Below are 17,461 nucleotides of genomic sequence, written 5' to 3' on the forward strand. Positions count from 1 at the left end.
CTATCCGGTGTTCGGACAGAAGGAGTTCCTCTATCGCAAGCACCGGTTCATCAATCGCAATCCGCTACTCTTCTTGAACATTGGCGCCGACGGTCTGAAGACTGGGCATATCGCTGCGGCGGGATACGGTCTCGTCGGCTCGGCAGTGCAGGATGGCAAGCGCCTCATCGTCGTTGTCAGCGGTCTGCAGAAGCCGGAGCAGCGCAAGGACGAAGCTGCCAAGCTTCTCGACTGGGGTTTCAATTCGTTCAGCTCAGTGAAGCTCTTCAACGACGGCGAAGTCGTCGGGAGGGCGCGCGTCTGGGGCGGCAAGACCTGGTACGTGCCGCTGGCCGCCAAGGGCGACGTCATGTTCACCATGCCCAAGTATCCGGCAAACCAGAGGCTTTCTGCCGAGATCGTTTATAAGGCGCCCCTGAAGCCGCCAGTGAAGAAGGGGGATCAGGTCGCCATCCTGCGGATTTCGAGTTCGAGCAGCGCTTCCGCCGAGGTGCCACTGTACGCGACTGAAGACGTCACGAAGGGCGGCATCGTCCGCCAGGGCGTCGATTCGCTTGTGCTAATGGCCTTGCGCCGGCTGGCGCTCTAGATTACGCCCGCCTGAAAAGAGGCTGGCCCATGAAGCGCGGAAAATTCATCACATTTGAGGGTGGCGAAGCGACCGGGAAATCGACCCAGGCGCGGCGCCTCGCGGAGCGGCTCGAACGAACGGGCATTCCCGTCGTAGTCACCCGCGAACCCGGTGGCACGCCCGTGGGTGAAGACGTCCGCGAACTCATTCTCAAAGATCGGCCGACGGATCCCGTCACCGAGCTTCTGCTCTTTGCTGCTGCCCGCGCCGAACACGTGACGTCGGTTATTCGCCCCGCGCTCGATGAAGGAACCTGGGTCATCTCCGACCGCTTCATCGATTCAACACGAGTCTATCAGGGCAAGCTCTATGGTCTGGAGCGCGAGTTCATCGAACAGCTAGAGCGCTTCACTGTGGCGCCCGATTATCCCAACTTGACGCTGATCCTGGATCTGCCGGCGAGCGCTGGGATCGAGCGCGCGCAGTTACGCGGAACGCTATCGCGCTACGATGCGGAGCGGATCGAGACCCATGAGGCTCTGCGCGAGGGCTTTCTGGAAATCGCCGAAGCTGAGCCGCAGCGCTGTGTTTTGATTGACGCTCACCTGCCCGTCGCAAGCGTTGAGACGGCAGTATGGCAAGCCGTGACGGCGCATCTGCTCGCCGAGGCGGATTGATGGCGCGCGCGCCGCTGGCCGCCGAGATCGAGGCGCTTCCGGAAGCTGATCGTCTCGACGACTATCCCCATCCACGGGAGACACGTGCGCTTTACGGCCAGGAAGGCCCGCAATCGGTGTTCGCTGAAGGGTTAGCAGGCGGGCGCATGCATCACGCGTGGCTCTTGTGTGGCCCCGCGGGGATCGGCAAAGCGACGCTTGCGTATCAGGTTGCCAAGGCCGCGCTCGCGCAGTCCGATGAGCGCGATCTCTTCGGTCAGGGGCTCGCAATCGAGCCGGACTGCCGGACGGACCGCATGGTCCGCGCGCTGTCGCATCCGTCACTCTTCGTTATCCGCCGCACGTACGACACGAAGACGAAGCGTTTCTCCCAGTTCATTCCAGTCGACGAAGTGCGAAAGCTCAAAGGCTTCCTCGCTTTGAGTGCGGGCGAGGAGGGGCGTCGCGTCGTCATCGTCGACAGCGCCGACGAACTCAATCAGAACGCCGCGAACGCGCTTCTGAAGTCGCTTGAAGAGCCGCCGGGCCGAACGATCTTCCTTCTCGTAACGTCGGCGCCGGGACGATTGCTCACGACGATCCGATCGCGCTGCCGCGTGATCAATATGCCGGCGCTCGCTGACGGCGATTTGAAACGCGCCGCGGCGCAGGCGCTGACGACCGTAGGCAAGGCGATCCCCGAGGCGCATGAGTGGGAAAGCCTGGCGGCGCTTGCAGGCGGCAGCGTCGGACGCGCGCTGGTGCTGCTCGGAGGGGGTGGATTGGCCTTGCAGGCGCGGATCGACCAGATACTCGGGGCCTTGCCCAAGCTCGATCTAAGGGCCGTCCACGCGCTTTCTGACGAACTGCAGCCTTTGGCTCAAGATCGCAAGTTCCAGCTGTTCATGGAACTGTTGCAAGCCAGCCTGGGACGGCTGATTTCGGCCGCCGCGACCGGCCAAGGGGCTGCCCGCGACGTGGAGCTTGGCCGCCGGCTCATCGGTCCGGAGCGCCTTGCCACTTTTGCCGAGCTATGGGAAACACTGGCCCGCGACAAGGCGGATACCGTTGCGCTCAACCTTGACCGCAAATCGCTCATCCTCGGAACTTTCGCGCGCCTCGAGGCGGCGAGCCGCGGCTGAGCGGAGGCGTTCCCTTACGCCGATGGCAGCACTGCAGAAAGACCCATTAGAGTGCCGGACAAATACTACATCACCACGCCGATCTTTTACCCGAACGGCAAACCCCATATCGGCCACGCTTATACGGTCATCGCAACCGACGTGCTGGCCCGTTTCGCGCGCCTTGACGGCAAGGACGTGTTCTTCTTGTCGGGCACCGACGAACACGGCCTCAAGATGCAGCAGACGGCGGAGAAGGAAGGCATCACGCCGCGCGAGTTGGCCGACCGCAACTCCGCGATCTTTCGGTCGCTGTACGAAGTTCTCGGCGCGTCGAACGATGACTTTATCCGCACGACCGAACCGCGCCACTACAAGGCCTGCCAAGCGATATGGGAACGCATGGCTGCCAACGGCGACATCTATCTCGGCCGCTACGGCGGCTGGTACTCCGTTCGCCAGGAAGCCTATTTCGACGAGAAGGAAACGACCCTCGGCGAAGACGGCGTGCGCCGCGAGCCACTGGGTTCGCCCGTCGAGTGGAACGAGGAGGAGAGCTATTTCTTTCGCCTCTCCGCATATCAGGACAAGCTCATCGAACTCTATGACGGCAACCCGGATTTCGTGGGCCCGGCCGAACGGCGGAACGAGGTGGCGAGTTTCGTCAAGTCGGGACTGAAGGATCTCTCGGTATCGCGCTCCACCTTCAACTGGGGCGTTCCTGTTCCGGGTGACGAGAAGCACGTGATGTACGTGTGGGTCGACGCTCTGACGAACTACATCACTGCGGCGGGCTTTCCCGATGAGAGTGCGGACAAATGGAAGTTCTGGCCAGCCGACGTACACATGATCGGCAAGGACATCGTGCGTTTTCATGCGGTCTACTGGCCGGCGTTCCTGATGTCGGCAGGCATAGAGCTTCCCAAGCGTGTGTTCGCGCACGGCTTTCTGTTCAACCGCGGCGAGAAGATGTCGAAGTCAGTCGGCAACGTCGTCGATCCGTTCGAACTCGTGCAGACGTATGGCCGCGATGCCGTGCGCTATTTCTTCCTGCGTGAAGTGATGTTCGGCCAGGACGGGAGCTATTCGTCCGAAGTGATCATCAACCGCATCAACGCCGATCTCGCCAATAACCTCGGCAATCTTGCGCAGCGATCGCTGTCCATGATCTTCAAGAATTGCGACGGCGCCATTCCCCAACCCGGCGTCCTGAGCGACGCAGACCAGGCGATCCTGTCCGCTACCGATGGTCTCTACGTTGCCTCGCGCGCGGAGATGGACCGGCAGGCCGTCACGAGATATCTGGACGCGGTCTGGGCAGTGATTGCCGACGCAAACCGCTACTTCGCAGCGGAAGAGCCGTGGGCGAAGAAGAAGACGGATCCAGCGCGCATGGCGACGATCCTCTACGTTACCGCGGAATGCGTGCGCCAGTTCGCGCTTCTCATTCAGCCGGTGATGCCAGACAGCGCGGCGAAGCTTCTTGACCTCCTTGCGATCCCGGCCGAAGCGCGCACATTTGTGAGCCTCGGCGCCGCAGGGCGGCTCAAGCCCGGCACGAAGATCCCTGAACCGCAAGGCGTTTTTCCCCGCTACGTTGCGCCGGAATGAGCGGACAACGCGCCGCACGGCACTTGCCTGCCGCCGGAGAGTAAAAAGACCCGATGCTTGTCGATCACCATTGCCACCTCGACTTTCCGGACTTTGCGCCCGAGCTCGACGCTGTCGTGGCGCGCGCGCGCGACGCGGGCGTCGGGACGCTCGTCACCATATCGACGCGCATTCGCGAATTCGACAAACTGAAAGCGATCGTTGATCGCTTCGAGGATGTTTACTGCTCCGTTGGAACGCATCCGAACCACGCGCACGAGGAACTCGATATTCCTCTCGAACGGATCATCGAGCTATCGAAGCATCCGAAGGTTGTTGCCATCGGTGAAGCAGGCCTCGACTATTATCACCATACGTCGACGCCTGCCGCGCAAGCTGAAGGCTTCCGTCGGCACATCGCCGCCGCCCGAGAGACCGGCCTGCCGCTCGAAATCCACACGCGCGACGCCGATGACGATACGCTCGCCATTCTCGAAGACGAAATGGCGAAGGGGGCCTTCCCGGCCGTACTCCATTGCTTCACCGGCGGACGCAAGCTCGCGATGCGGGCGCTCGAGCTTGGCCTCTACGTTTCGTTCACAGGGGTGATCACGTTCAAAGCATCTGAACCGCTACGCGATATTGCGCGCGACGTGCCTCTCGACCGGCTGCTCATCGAAACCGATGCGCCATTTCTTGCTCCTGTTCCATTTCGCGGAAAACGCAATGAGCCGGCTTTCGTCGTGCGCACTGCCGCAGCGCTTGCCGAAGTGAAGGGCGTCTCGGCGGATGACCTCGCCGCCGCGACGACCGACAACTTCTTCCGTCTCTACGGTAAGGCCAAGCGGCCAAAGTCCTTATCTCCATCAGCAGGCGGGTCGGCCGCGGCATGAGCTACAGATGTACGATCTTGGGCTGCGGGTCTTCCGGCGGCGTGCCGCGCATCGGCATGAACTGGGGTTCCTGCGATCCGGAAAATTCCAAGAACCGTCGCCTCCGTTGTTCAGCACTCGTCGAGCGCACCGGCAGCGGTGGACGCACATCCGTTCTCATCGACACATCGCCCGATTTTCGCGAACAGATCCTATCGACGCGGCTCACCGCGCTTGATGGCGTGCTCTATACCCACGATCACGCCGACCATACGCACGGCATCGATGATCTGCGGATGGTGGCCTTCGCGATGAAGCGGCGCGTGGATGTGTATTTCAACAAGGCAACGGGCGACAGCCTGAAGTCGCGCTTCGCATATTGCTTCGAGACGCCGCCCGGATCGTCCTACATGCCGATGCTCAACGGGCACGAGATCGACGGCATCGCGGCTGTGGAAATCGACGGCGGCGGCGGTACGATCAAGGCGCAACCGATTCAGCAATGGCATGGGTCGATCATGTCGCTGGGATACAGGTTTTCGAACCTCGCCTATTCGCCTGACATAAACGACATTCCGGAGGCGTCGATCTCGCTGCTTGAAGGGCTCGACGTCTGGATCGTCGATGCGCTTCGCCATGGCGTGCACGAGAGCCATTTCAGCGTGAAGCAAGCCCTCGCTTGGGCACAACGCCTGAAGCCGAAACGCACCATCCTCACTCACATGACGAGTGAACTGGACTACGACAAGCTGGCGCGCGAATTGCCGCCCGGCGTCGAGCCCGCCTACGACGGCATGATGATCTCGTTCACCTGAGGAGAGAGCGAAACGCTCTCACGCTACTTCCAGAGACCGTAGTCTTCCCATTTTGCTTCCGGGATCTCGCCACCAAGCTTGTAGTCGAATGTCTTGGCCTTCATCTGGTCGTCGGTCACGGCACAGGTAAAATCGAGGAAGTACCAACGATTTTTGGCGCGGACCGCGCCGCCCTTCGCAGTGACGACGTTGTCCTTGAACAAAGCAGGCTTCTGAACGGTCGTCGTCACCCTGTCGACGCCTTTCAGGTGGCTGCCTTTGCGGACGGCGTCGATGCCGCGCAAGTTGCAGACTTGGTGTGCGCGCTCTTCAGGTTCGAGTTCCTTGAGCACACGATCCATCGATGCGTCAGCCATCGCCGACTGCATGCCACCTACGAGCGTAAGCAGCACAACCAGATTCACTCTCGAGAGCATTCCCCTGACTTTCCCATTTCGTTGTCGGTCCATCAGGACCGGACGCAGGCGGCCCCCCGACCGCGCGTGCAAAAGCGCGCGTTCCTGTGTCGGTATTGAGGCAAAATCCGTCGAGCGCGTGCCTTGCTGCGATGCGCGCAGAAGTTCCTGAGCGTTATCAGCAGGGGACGTGAAACATCGGTATTGTTAACTCAGCCTATCGCCCGGATATCCGATCAGGCCTTAGGTTCCCGCCATTCGCGGAAGTTGACGACTGTTCCGTTCATCTCGCACTCCGGTGATGCGAGTTCCAGGAAGAGCGGCACCAGTTCTTCAGGCGCGGGCAGGGTTGTCGGGTCTTCTCCGGGAAACGCCTTGGCGCGCATTTGCGTGCGGGTTGCACCAGGATTGATGAGGTTCGCCCTGACCGAAGTGGTGGGTAGCTCAGCCGCCCAGGATTTCACGAGCGCTTCGAGCCCTGCCTTCGAAGCGGCATAGGCGCCCCAATAGGCGTATTTGCCGCTGGAGGCGCCAGAGGTCACGAATATGGCGCGACCAGCGTCAGAGCGCTTGAGTAGCGGATCGAGCGTTCGGATCAGGCGCCAGTTAGCTGTGAGATTGATGTCGATCGTCGCGAGGAAGCCCTCGTCGGTCGTGTGACCGAGAGGCGACAGCGGACCGAGGATGCCGGCGTTTGCGACAAAAATGTCGAGCCGCTCCCAGCGCTGATAGATCGTCGGTCCGAGTTGATCGACCCGATCGCCGCGCCGGAGATCGAGCTGCAGTAGCGTTGCCGCGCCCCCCGCGGCGCGGATTTCGTCATCGACGGTTTCGAGTGCTCCGAGCGACCGCGCCGCCAGAATGACGTGCGCACCAGCCTTGGCGAGGCCGATCGCGACCGCGCGCCCTATACCTCGCGACGCGCCTGTAACGAGTGCAATACGACCAGAGAGGGATGCGTCCGCCATGCCTCACTCGCTGACTACAAGCGGGCGCAGCATGCTCAGCCTACTTCGGCAAGAAGCGAAAGCTGTCTTGGCACCGCCTCGCCACCGTAATCGGTGAGATTGGTCGGGTAATCACCTGTGAAGCAGTGGTCGGTGAACTGCGGTGCACGGTCATCGCGCCCATCGAGACCGATCGCGCGGTAAATGCCGTCGACCGACAGGAAGGCGAGACTATCCGCTTCCATGAAATCGCGCATCTCGTCGAGGCTCATGTTGGCCGCCAGCAGGTCTCTCTTGCTCGGCGTGTCGATGCCGTAGAAATCCGGGTGCGTGATCGGCGGCGAAGAAATCCGCATGTGGACTTCCGCCGCGCCTGCGTCGCGGATCAGCTGCACGATCTTTTTCGATGTGGTGCCGCGCACGACGCTGTCGTCGATGAGGACCACGCGATTGCCGCGAATGACGCCCGAGTTCGCCGAATGCTTGAGCTTCACACCGAGTTGGCGGATGCGTTGCTCGGGTTCGATGAAGGTCCGGCCGACATAGTGATTGCGAATGATGCCGAGCTCGAACGGAATGCCGCTCTGCTGGCTGAAGCCGATCGCTGCGGGCACGCCGGAGTCAGGGATAGGGACGATCACGTCGGCCGAAGGCGCGGACTCGCGGGCAAGCTCGATGCCCATGCGCTTGCGAATGTCGTAAACGGTCTGACCGGCGACGATGGAATCCGGACGCGCGAAGTAGATGTATTCGAAGATGCACGGGCGCGCTGGGCGCATCGGGAAGGGGCGATGGCTCTCAAGCCCATTGTCGGTGATGACGACGACTTCGCCGTTATCGACTTCACGCAGGAACTCGGCGCCGACCATGTCGAGTGCGCACGTCTCGGACGCCAGCACATAGGACTTGCCAAGACGGCCGATGACGAGGGGGCGGATGCCGATCGGATCGCGCACGCCGATCATCATGTCGTTCGTCAGGCAGACGAGGGCGTACGAGCCTTCGACCTGCCGGACGGCATCAACCAAGCGCTCGACGATACGGCGCTTCTTCGAGCGGGAGAGGAGGTGAAGGATGACCTCGGTATCTGAGGTCGACTGGCAGATGGCGCCAGAGGAAATGAGTTCACGCCGGAGCGTCAGGGCGTTCGTGAGGTTGCCGTTATGGGCGACGGCAAAACCGCCAGTGTCGATGTCAGCGAAGAGCGGTTGGACGTTGCGGATCAGAGGGTCGCCGGTGGTGGAGTATCGGTCGTGACCGATGGCCATACGGCCTTTCAAGCGCGCGAGGACGTCGGGTTTTGAAAAGTTGTCGCCGACGAGGCCCATGCGGCGCTCGGAGTGGAAGTTGTGCCCGTCATAGGAGACGATGCCGGCCGCTTCTTGGCCGCGATGCTGGAGGGCATGAAGGCCCAAGGCGGTGATTGCCGCCGCATCGGGATGATCGAAGATGCCGAAGACACCACATTCTTCGCGCAGACGATCATCGCCATAGCGAGTGAACGTCAGGCCGTCGATTGTCGTCGCGCCGCCTTGCTGTGCCATAAGGCACCTCCCGCGATTGAGCCGCCCTGCTCTGCCCGATACGCCGGGTACCAAATTCCGAACGTGCCGTCGCTCATGACGCCGCCTGCGTCACGCGAGCGTCATATAGTACCAGTCGTTCCCGTTGACCAGCGCGACTGAACGACCATTCTGTTCAAGAAATCCTTGTTGGCCGGGCTGTTCGTTCGGCGAGGCCGGCGGCGGCGCAGCCGATGGCTGCGGTATGATCTGCAACAGTACGTTCTTGATGGATTCCCCAGTGGCCGCCACGTAGGGGCGGAAAAACGCATCCCGAACAAGGGGATGCTGCTTATCCTGCTCCGGGGAAATGAAGGCCGCGTAAGCCATGTAGGGAATGACGAAGAGAAGGAAGCCGCGCAAGACCCCGAAGATGAATCCCAGCACGCGGTCGATCATGCCGACTTGGCTATCCAAAATCGCATCGGAGATGCGCGCCGTGATCAGATGGACGATGATGAGAACGATCAGCGCGACCACAACGGCGAAGCCGACAGTTGCGATCTGGGGTGGCAGCCCTGTCTGGGCCGCGAGGTCCGCGGTCATGTCCTTCTTCGTTGCAAAGATCCAGTAGCCGACACCGGCGGCCGAGATCCACGAAACGATCGAAAGCAGCTCCCGCGCGAAGCCCCGGTACATGGCGAGAAGACCGGAAATAAACGCAACGGCGATGAGCGCCAGGTCTAGATAAGTGAACGGACCGACCATGGCCAAAATCCCTCTTTGGTCGCGTGCTCCCCGAGCCTGAGACTCGCCCCAAAAATCAGTCGCATGGCCCTGTGGCCTCTGCAAGTGACTTGAGGTGTGCGATGCGGGAGAGCGACAGCTTCATGCCTTGGACATCGACGTCACCGTTTTCCGGCAGGACCGCCTGTCCAAATCCCAGTTTGGAAGCCTCTTTGAGGCGGGGTGTCATCATCGCCGCCGCCCTGACGGCGCCTGACAACGAGACCTCGCCGAAATAGACGGCATCCCGAGGCAATGCAACGCCCGACATCGACGAGAGCAGGGCGGCCGCTGCAGCGAGATCGGCCGCGGGTTCGGTGATTTTGAGACCGCCGGCGACGTTGAGATAAACGTCATAATTGGCGAACGAGACGCCGCAGCGCGCGTCGAGCACCGCCAGCAGCATGGCAAGCCGGTTGGTGTCCCATCCGACGACCGCGCGTCTTGGCGTGCCGAGGCCGGATGGCGCCACGAGAGCTTGGATCTCGACGAGCAATGGCCGCGTGCCCTCAACGCCCGCAAAGATCGCCGAGCCCGGGCTGCGACTGTCTCGGTCGCCGAGGAATAGCTCGGACGGATTGGCGACTTCCTTCAAGCCGCCGCTCACCATCTCGAAGACGCCGATCTCGTCGCTCGGACCGAAGCGGTTCTTCACCGCCCGAAGGATGCGATACGGCAGCCCTCGATCTCCTTCGAAGTAGAGCACGGTATCGACCATATGCTCGATGACTTTCGGCCCGGCGATCTGGCCATCCTTCGTTACGTGCCCGACGAGCAGCATCGCCGAACCGGCCATCTTGCCATAGCGAATGAGCGACTGGGCGGCCGCGCGGACCTGACTGACCGTTCCCGGAGCAGCGTCCAGCGTGTCGGCCCAGAGCGTCTGGATTGAATCGATGATGATCAGGTCGGGAGGCTTTCCGTCGCTGAGGGTCGCGAGGATGTTCGATAAATTTGTCTCGGACGCGAGGCCGACCTGAGCTTCGGCTAGGCCAAGCCGCGACGCACGGAGGCGCACTTGGGCGACGGCCTCTTCGCCTGAGAAATAGAGCGCTCGCCCGCCGCCCTGTGCCACGTGCGCGGCGACCTGGAGGAGGAGCGTCGATTTGCCGATGCCAGGCTCGCCGCCGATCAAGATCGCGGAACCGGGCACAACGCCGCCGCCGGTGACGCGATCAAGTTCGGCAATGCCGCTCGAGAAACGCGGCGCTTCCTGCGCGTCGCCTTTCAGCGCTTCCAGTTTGATGATGCGGCCTTTTGTTTGCCGCGTGACGCCCGATCCCGGAGGTGGACCGGCGTCTGTCTCTTCGACGAGGGTGTTCCACTCGCCGCATGCCACGCATTTGCCAGCCCAGCGCGGCGAGGTCGCCCCGCAGTTCTGACAGACGTAAACGGAGCGGGAGGGCTTGGCCATGAGTTAAGGATTGTCGTCCAGGTAGAGACGCGTGAAGCGATGCCCGAGGCGCGTCAGGATCTCGTAGCCGATGGTGCCCGCAGCGTAACCCGCATCTTCGATGGACAAACCTTGGGCGATAAGCTTGGCGAACTCTCCTGGCATGGCGGCACCCTCGGGCAGATCGGTGACATCGACGGTGATGAGGTCCATCGAGATCCGTCCGACGATTGGCGCAAGATGTCCGCTGATCAGAACATGACCACCTGGGCGGCCATCCGGCGCGCTTGCAGTGCGCGGCACACCGTCGGCGTATCCGGCAGCGATGGTGGCGATCCGGCTTGGACGCTTCGCGCGCCACGTCGCCGAATAGCCGACCGTCTCGCCAGGCGCGACGTCGGCGACGGCAAGAATGCGCGCAGAGACCGTCACCGCAGGTTTTACCGGAGCAGGCGCGATCTGAGAGGCCTGTCCCCCATAGATAGCGTATCCGGGTCTCACGAGATCGAAATGATACGCGGGGCCGAGCATCAAGCCGTCGGAGGCAGCGAGGCTTCGCGGTACACCGGGGAACAGGGCGGACAGTGTCTCGAACGTCAGCAACTGGTCGCGGTTTTTGGGGTCGCGCGGATTATCTGCGGATGCCAAGTGGCTCATGACAAGATCGAACTCGATGCCGGCCATCATCGAGGGCTCAGCCGCAAGGCGGCGCACGTCGCGCAACGGCAAGCCGAGCCGATGGAGCCCGGTGTCGATGTGAATGGCTGCCGGAAGCGCTTCGCCGCGCGCGCGACACAGGGCAGACCAGGCGACGACATCATCGAGCGTCGATAGCACCGGCTTGACGCCAAGGTGCGCAAACGGCGCGGCCGCGTTTCCTACGAGCCCATCGAGCGCAAAGATGTCGGCGCTGGGCGCGATCTTGCGCGCAGTTTCCGCTTCGTCAGGTGTCGCGATGAAGAACGTGGTGCAGCCGGCCCTAGTCAAGGCGGCGATAACACGCTCGGCGCCGAGACCATAGGCGTCAGCCTTGACGACAGCCGCGCAACGCGCCGGCGCAACCTTATCGGCGAGCGCCAGCCAATTGGATGCGATCCGTCCGAGGTCGACGGTGATTGTTCCCGTCGAACTCGCGAGGCTCTCGGGCATCCGCGCATTGACCGTCATGTCATCGTCCCACCCGAAGCCTGACTAGTGCTGGGGCAGCATATAGTCCCGGGCCAAATTGCCAAAGCGCGTGAATTGTCCCTCGAAGGACAGCTCGACCGTGCCGACAGGACCGTGACGCTGCTTACCAATGATGACCTCGGCCTTGCCTGAAGCCGCGCTCATCTTGGCCATCCAATCGGCAAATTCCGGCGTTCCTTCGGCAGGCTTTGTGCGTTCGATGTAATATTCCTCGCGGAACACGAACATGACGACGTCGGCGTCCTGCTCGATCGAGCCCGATTCTCGGAGGTCGGAGAGCTGCGGTCGCTTGTCTTCGCGTTGTTCGACCTGACGTGAAAGCTGCGACAATGCGATGATCGGAACAGCGAGTTCCTTGGCCAACGCCTTAAGACCGGTGGTGATCTCGGTAATTTCTTGCACGCGATTGTCGCTGCGCGCCTTCGAGCCCGCGAGGAGTTGAAGGTAGTCAACGACGAGAAGATCGAGGCCGTGCTGCCGCTTCAACTTTCGCGCGCGCGCAGAGAGCTGAGCAATCGTGATACCGCCGGTCTGGTCGATGAACAGCGGAATGCGACTCATCTCAGCGGCGACTTCGGAGAGCTTGCGAAATTCGGCTTCATCGATCATGCCGCGCCGGATCTTTTCCGATGAAACCTCGGCCTGCTCGGCAAGAATACGAGTTGCGAGCTGTTCGGACGACATTTCGAGCGAGAAGAAGCCGACGATGCCACCATCGGCCGTATGCATCGTGCCGTCCGACAGACGTTCTCCGCGATAGGCCTTCGCGACGTTGTACGCGATGTTGGTTGCGAGCGCCGTCTTACCCATCGAGGGACGCCCGGCGAGAATGATCAAGTCCGAGCGCTGCAGACCGCCAAGTTTGTTATCGAGATCCGATAGACCCGTCGAAGCACCAGAGAGATGTCCTGCGCGCTGGAAGGCACTGTTCGCCATTTCGATGGCGGTGGTCAAAGCCGACTTGAAGCTCTCGAATCCCTTGCCGTACTTGTTCTGCTCGGCGAGCGAGTAGAGCCGGCTTTCTGCTTCTTCGATCTGCGCGCGTGGGGCATGATCGACGGCGCTGTCATAGGCCGTGTTGACCATGTCTTCGCCGATGATGATCAGCGATCGGCGGGTCGCCAAATCATAAATCGTGCGCCCGTACTCGGCGGCGTTGATGATCGTCGTCGCATTTGCAGCAAGCCGCCCGAGATACTGCGGCACCGTCATGTTGGCATCGATCGGCTCGACGTTCTCGAAGAACGTCTTGACGGTGATCGGCGTCGCTGTCTTACCCGCGTGAATGAGCGTGCCGAGCGTCTCGTAGATACGCGCGTGCAGCGGATCGAAGAAATGATCTGGAGACAAGAAGCCGGAAACGCGGTCGAGCGCCTCGTTATTGACGAGGATCGCACCGAGAAGCGCCTGCTCGGCTTCGATGTTGTGAGGCGGCTGACGGAAGGTCAGCGGCTCATTCGCCGAGACAACTTGTTTGAGTTTCTCGGTGGGGAGGACTGCGGGATCTGCCATGCCCGGACGCTAACCGATTCCTGATCGCGTCCGGGAGATTATGCTTATGCAACCCGCGAAGCTTCCCCGCTATCAACACGTGCTCGCAGAAACGTTTGGCCGTGGGAATTAAGCCACGGCCAAAAATCCCGGCACGCGAGCGACTTCTCAGGCCGATTCGTCTTCCTGCGATGCCGGAGCGGAAGAGCCTTCCTCGAACACCGCGTCGGGATTGAAGGTTTCGAGTTCGAGCGCTTCGTCCTTGACCACGGCGACGTTCTCGCCGCGCGCCTGCTTATCGGCTTCGTCTTGCGACCGGGCGATGTTGAGCGTGACCGTGCTCGCGACTTCCGGGTGCAACTGAACGGTCGCCTTAGTGAGGCCGAGCGTCTTGATCGGCTTGTCGAGGACGATCTGGTTGCGATCAACCGTGAAGCCGCCTTCGGTGATGACAGCGGCGATGTCGCGGGTCGAAACAGAGCCGTAGAGCTGGCCAGTGTCGCCGGCTGCGCGAATGAGAACGAAGGACTGGCCGTTGAGCTTTGCGGAAACGGCTTCGGCATCGCTCTTGTGCGCGAGGTTGTCGGCTTCGAGCTGGGCGCGGCGGCTATCGAACACCTTCTTGTTGTCCTCGGTGGCGCGCAGAGCCTTCTTCTGCGGCAGCAGGTAGTTGCGGGCGTATCCGTCCTTGACGTTGACGACGTCGCCCATCTGCCCGAGGCGGCCAATTCGCTGAAGAAGAATAACTTGCATGGTTCTAATCTCCTGGTTTGAAAGGGGGGATGAAGTTTCAGCTCGATGCTTCGGGCGGCTTCCCGGCCGACCGGTAACGAAAGACGGTTTCCGCTAGGCCCGTAAGCGCGAGCAGCAAGCCGATGTGCGGAACGAAGAGAACGCCGACGTAGACCGCCGTCAGGATGAAGGTTCGCCATTGCGAGCCCCGCGTCAGCGAATGAATGAGAGCCAATCCGACAAGGGCGAATGCAAGCGTAAACGGCGCAGCAATACCTGCTGATATGAGGCCGGCGAGACCACCCACGAATGACAACGCAATCGCAATCAGCAAAACGAACGTTGCTCCGCCTGGCATCGAGAACATCGACAGATCAGGCCAGGGGCGTTGCAGACGACCGGACGCAAGCGTGATCCGTCCCGCGAGCCACAAGTTGAGAAGGATCGTGCCCATCGCAAGGAGGCCCAGCGCCCACGGCAACGAGAAGAGCGTCGACTGCGTGATCTGATCGATCTCTGCGGGACCGATTTCAGGGGCGCCGGGGATTTGCGACAGCTCGTTTTTGACGAATGCTTCGATGACCGTCCGGAGCAGCTTCGTCAGCGTCTCGACATTGCCGCCCATCATGAGCAGTGCGAGGGCCGCGAACACCCCCGAGAAAATTGCGGCCGTCACGGCAATCCGGCCAATGGGGTACCATTCCCGTTCGCCGTCTACCTCGCGGCTCAGAAGCGCCAGGCGCGTGCAGATGACGGCAGGCAGAGCGGTGCTGACGGCGTAGACCTCGGCAGCAAGTGGGTTTGCGAACAGAAGAACGCCGACTGTCGCGGTGATGGCTGCAATCGCGGCGGCGATCGGGCCAAGGCCAAGCCCGGTCAGGTACAGCGACAGCGGCGTCAGCAGGAATAGGATGATGCGCAGCAGGAATGCGCCCGTCGTTGCCGAGGCAAAGACTGTTGCCGATATGAGACCGGCGGCAAGCGCAAGGAGGAATACGTTCGTTGGCATCTCTTCGCTGTCCCGCTTGGGGCGGTTAGAGCCAGATCCGGTCTCCCGTCCTGACCCAACTGATTTCGATCCTCCCTCTCCAGTATGAAGAGGGCGAGGGGGCGAACTTCACGTCCCCCTCATTTGGCCTTCAGCTGCCTTCTCCCAAAGGAGAAGAAGCGATTACTTGATCACGTACGGCAGCAGTCCGAGGAAGCGCGAACGCTTGATGGCGCGCGCAAGCTCACGCTGCTTTTTCGCCGATACGGCCGTGATGCGGCTCGGGACGATCTTGCCGCGTTCGGAGATATATCGGCCGAGCGTGCGAACGTCCTTGTAGTCGATCTTGGGAGCGCCAGCGCCCGAAAACGGGCAGGTCTTGCGACGACGCTGGAAGGGACGGCGGGCGCCGCCGCCAGAGGAAGCGATCTCAGCCATGTGTTAGCCCTCCGAACCAGGATTGAAATCACGCGGCGGACGGGGCGCACGCGGAGCTTCGCCTTCGCGAGGGGGGCGGGGACCACGGTCGCCGTCGCGCGGCGGACGTGAATCGCCTTCCCGAGGCGGGCGCGAGCGGAACGTCGAGCCGCCCTCGCGGCCGCCCCCGAAACCGCCACGGTCGCCACGCGGCGGACCACCACGGCCGGGGCCGCCGAAGCCGCGATCACCACGATCGCCGCGCTCGTCGCGGTCCTGCTTGCGCATCTGAACGCTCGGCTCGGTCTCGAGCTCTTCGACGCGAACGGTCATGAAGCGGATGATGTCGGGGTTGATGCCCATCCGGCGCTCCATCTCGGTGACGGCGGCCGGGGCTGCATCGATATTGAAGAACGCATAATGGGCTTTGCGGTTCTTCTTGATTTTGAAAGCGAGGTTCTTGAGACCCCAATATTCCTGCTTGGTGATCTTGCCCTGGCCTTCTTCGACGACGCCCTGGAATTCCTTCATCAGAGCTTCGACTTGGGCCTGGGTAACGTCCTGGCGCGCCAGGAACGTATGCTCGTAAAGGGGCATACGATGGCCTTTCGGTTTGAGTTGCCGTCTTGCGACGTCTATTTCTTCCGCCGGCGCAAAGCCCCAAAAAGCCCGAGAAAGGCCGATCTGGCACCAAATAGGAGAAGACACTGGGGGACGGCGCCAGAGCGCCTCTCGAAACGGCAACCGGCCAGAAGGCCATGCAACCTGAGCCCCCGTTCAGCCTCCTGCCGAACGGAAAGGGGCGCTTATACAGGAAATCCGGGGAAGGGCAAGCGGGGCGCGGACGGCCAACAGTTAGAATTTCTCGTCGACAACCGCGCAGCTGCCACGCCGAAACCATGGGAATCATGCGCTAAGAGATGCAATCCGGGATCACCCGGGGCGTCGAGGGAGATCAAACGACATGAAGTTTGCTGCCTATACCGAAGAAACGATCTGGGCCGTCGCGGACGACGAGGAGTCTGCCCGCAGCGAAGGCGAAGAAGCCATGGCCGAGAACGGGGTCAGCGATACGGCGTCGCTCAAGGTTGCGCCAATCGATGAGAACCTTGTGGAAGCACTTGCAAACGCTGAAGAAAATGGCGGCGACGTGCTGTTCGACCTGATTGATGGCGAACTCTGCGAGGTCGAAACCGTCGAAGGCTGACACGCACCATTTGCACCCCGGATGGAGCCGTCGCCCATATGGGCGATGCAGCCCTAAGATTTGAGCGTCGCGGCATCGCGGCGCTTTTTTTATTCAGTTTCGGGCCTGAATGTCTGTCGCCCGGGTGAGCCAGTAAACGGAGTATGGCGCCATGAACGCAGAATCGACGTCGCAAGTTACTCCGCCGATCGATCCGGGCGCGCGGATCGGGCACGTGCATCTGAAAGTCGCCGCTCTCGAGCGCGCTCTCGACTTCTATTGTGGCGTCCTTGGCTTTCGGTTGATGCAGCGCTTCGGTGATCAAGCCGCTTTCATCTCGGCCGGCGGCTATCATCACCACATCGGCCTCAACACCTGGGAGAGCCGGGGAGGGGGTCCGCCACCGCCGGGTACGACAGGGCTTTACCACGTGGCCATCCTCTATCCGACCCGAGCGGCTCTGGCCGATGCGCTGCGCCGGTTGACAGCAGCCGGGGTGCGGTTGACGGGCTCGGCGGATCACGGGGTAAGCGAAGCCCTCTATCTCGATGATCCGGACGGCAACGGTGTCGAGCTTTACCGCGACCGGCCCGAGGCCGAGTGGCCCCGCGATTCCGCCGGAAATATCGCGATGTTCACCAAAGCCTTGGATCTGCGCAGCCTCTTGCGCGAAGGGGTGAGCCCGGTTTGAGGTTTTTGCGCCCCTTACCCGCGGCGAGGCCTCTTGGCCGGGCTGCGAGTGGCATCTCTTGACACCGGCATGACGGGAGTGGACTAAGGCCGCCGAAACACGGCCACGATGCTCGACCTC

Annotated in this window: 18 protein-coding genes and 1 pseudogene; 8 read left to right on the forward strand and 11 right to left on the reverse strand. The window is 61.8% G+C overall.

Features of this window, described 5'->3' with window-relative positions:
• From EKK30_RS09820 to EKK30_RS09845, 6 genes and pseudogenes are all read left to right on the forward strand, one after another.
• Window positions 1-589 (forward strand): annotated as a pseudogene (locus EKK30_RS09820) (D-alanyl-D-alanine carboxypeptidase); the annotation flags it as partial.
• Between the two features lie 29 nt (window positions 590-618).
• Complete coding sequence (tmk, locus tag EKK30_RS09825) at window positions 619-1,248, forward strand: dTMP kinase (protein WP_290983992.1); 630 nt, start codon at window positions 619-621, stop codon at window positions 1,246-1,248.
• Complete coding sequence (locus EKK30_RS09830; protein WP_290983995.1) at window positions 1,206-2,369, forward strand: DNA polymerase III subunit delta'; 1,164 nt, start codon at window positions 1,206-1,208, stop codon at window positions 2,367-2,369. The genes tmk and EKK30_RS09830 overlap by 43 nt, the downstream gene beginning before the upstream one ends.
• A gap of 51 nt (window positions 2,370-2,420) precedes the next feature.
• Window positions 2,421-3,959 carry a methionine--tRNA ligase gene (metG, locus tag EKK30_RS09835; protein ID WP_290983998.1) on the forward strand — a complete coding sequence of 513 codons (1,539 nt, stop codon included), beginning with the start codon at window positions 2,421-2,423 and terminating at the stop codon, window positions 3,957-3,959.
• 53 nt (window positions 3,960-4,012) lie between these two features.
• On the forward strand, window positions 4,013-4,831 hold the full coding sequence (locus EKK30_RS09840; RefSeq protein ID WP_290984001.1) for a TatD family hydrolase: 819 nt from the start codon (window positions 4,013-4,015) through the stop codon (window positions 4,829-4,831).
• A complete protein-coding gene (locus EKK30_RS09845; protein WP_290984004.1) occupies window positions 4,828-5,625 on the forward strand; it encodes an MBL fold metallo-hydrolase in 798 nt (265 codons plus the stop codon). The genes EKK30_RS09840 and EKK30_RS09845 overlap by 4 nt, the downstream gene beginning before the upstream one ends.
• Window positions 5,626-5,648: 23 nt before the next feature.
• Here EKK30_RS09845 and EKK30_RS09850 read toward each other — a convergent pair whose 3' ends face one another.
• The 11 genes from EKK30_RS09850 to rpsF form a co-directional block, all read right to left on the reverse strand.
• Window positions 5,649-6,041 carry a DUF930 domain-containing protein gene (locus EKK30_RS09850; RefSeq protein ID WP_290984007.1) on the reverse strand — a complete coding sequence of 131 codons (393 nt, stop codon included), beginning with the start codon at window positions 6,039-6,041 and terminating at the stop codon, window positions 5,649-5,651.
• A 215-nt stretch (window positions 6,042-6,256) separates the two neighbouring features.
• Window positions 6,257-6,988, reverse strand: a complete 732-nt coding sequence (locus EKK30_RS09855) for an SDR family NAD(P)-dependent oxidoreductase (RefSeq protein WP_290984010.1) — start codon at window positions 6,986-6,988, stop codon at window positions 6,257-6,259.
• A gap of 35 nt (window positions 6,989-7,023) precedes the next feature.
• On the reverse strand, window positions 7,024-8,511 hold the full coding sequence (purF, locus tag EKK30_RS09860; RefSeq protein WP_290984012.1) for an amidophosphoribosyltransferase: 1,488 nt from the start codon (window positions 8,509-8,511) through the stop codon (window positions 7,024-7,026).
• A gap of 90 nt (window positions 8,512-8,601) precedes the next feature.
• Window positions 8,602-9,237: a CvpA family protein gene (locus EKK30_RS09865; RefSeq protein ID WP_290984014.1), complete on the reverse strand. Its 636-nt coding sequence runs from the start codon at window positions 9,235-9,237 to the stop codon at window positions 8,602-8,604.
• A gap of 55 nt (window positions 9,238-9,292) precedes the next feature.
• The gene (radA, locus tag EKK30_RS09870) at window positions 9,293-10,669 is read right to left on the reverse strand and encodes a DNA repair protein RadA (RefSeq protein WP_290984019.1); all 1,377 of its coding nucleotides are present in this window, start codon (window positions 10,667-10,669) and stop codon (window positions 9,293-9,295) included.
• A 3-nt stretch (window positions 10,670-10,672) separates the two neighbouring features.
• Window positions 10,673-11,815, reverse strand: coding sequence for an alanine racemase (gene alr / locus EKK30_RS09875; RefSeq protein WP_290984022.1), 1,143 nt, complete (start codon window positions 11,813-11,815; stop codon window positions 10,673-10,675).
• A 24-nt stretch (window positions 11,816-11,839) separates the two neighbouring features.
• Window positions 11,840-13,348 carry a replicative DNA helicase gene (locus tag EKK30_RS09880; protein ID WP_290984025.1) on the reverse strand — a complete coding sequence of 503 codons (1,509 nt, stop codon included), beginning with the start codon at window positions 13,346-13,348 and terminating at the stop codon, window positions 11,840-11,842.
• A 147-nt stretch (window positions 13,349-13,495) separates the two neighbouring features.
• Complete coding sequence (gene rplI, locus EKK30_RS09885; RefSeq protein ID WP_290984028.1) at window positions 13,496-14,080, reverse strand: 50S ribosomal protein L9; 585 nt, start codon at window positions 14,078-14,080, stop codon at window positions 13,496-13,498.
• Between the two features lie 37 nt (window positions 14,081-14,117).
• Window positions 14,118-15,068, reverse strand: coding sequence for a DUF2232 domain-containing protein (locus EKK30_RS09890; protein ID WP_290984032.1), 951 nt, complete (start codon window positions 15,066-15,068; stop codon window positions 14,118-14,120).
• Between the two features lie 162 nt (window positions 15,069-15,230).
• Window positions 15,231-15,485, reverse strand: coding sequence for a 30S ribosomal protein S18 (rpsR, locus tag EKK30_RS09895; RefSeq protein WP_290984035.1), 255 nt, complete (start codon window positions 15,483-15,485; stop codon window positions 15,231-15,233).
• Between the two features lie 3 nt (window positions 15,486-15,488).
• On the reverse strand, window positions 15,489-16,061 hold the full coding sequence (rpsF, locus tag EKK30_RS09900; RefSeq protein ID WP_290984038.1) for a 30S ribosomal protein S6: 573 nt from the start codon (window positions 16,059-16,061) through the stop codon (window positions 15,489-15,491).
• Window positions 16,062-16,428: 367 nt separating this feature from the next.
• Here rpsF and EKK30_RS09905 point away from each other — a divergent pair, with 367 nt between their 5' ends.
• Window positions 16,429-16,671, forward strand: coding sequence for a hypothetical protein (locus tag EKK30_RS09905; RefSeq protein ID WP_290984041.1), 243 nt, complete (start codon window positions 16,429-16,431; stop codon window positions 16,669-16,671).
• A gap of 151 nt (window positions 16,672-16,822) precedes the next feature.
• Complete coding sequence (locus EKK30_RS09910; RefSeq protein ID WP_290984044.1) at window positions 16,823-17,341, forward strand: VOC family protein; 519 nt, start codon at window positions 16,823-16,825, stop codon at window positions 17,339-17,341.
• Window positions 17,342-17,461: the final 120 nt, after the last annotated feature.

Source organism: Hyphomicrobium sp., assembly GCF_003987855.1.
Classification (GTDB): Bacteria; Pseudomonadota; Alphaproteobacteria; order Rhizobiales; family Hyphomicrobiaceae; genus Hyphomicrobium_B.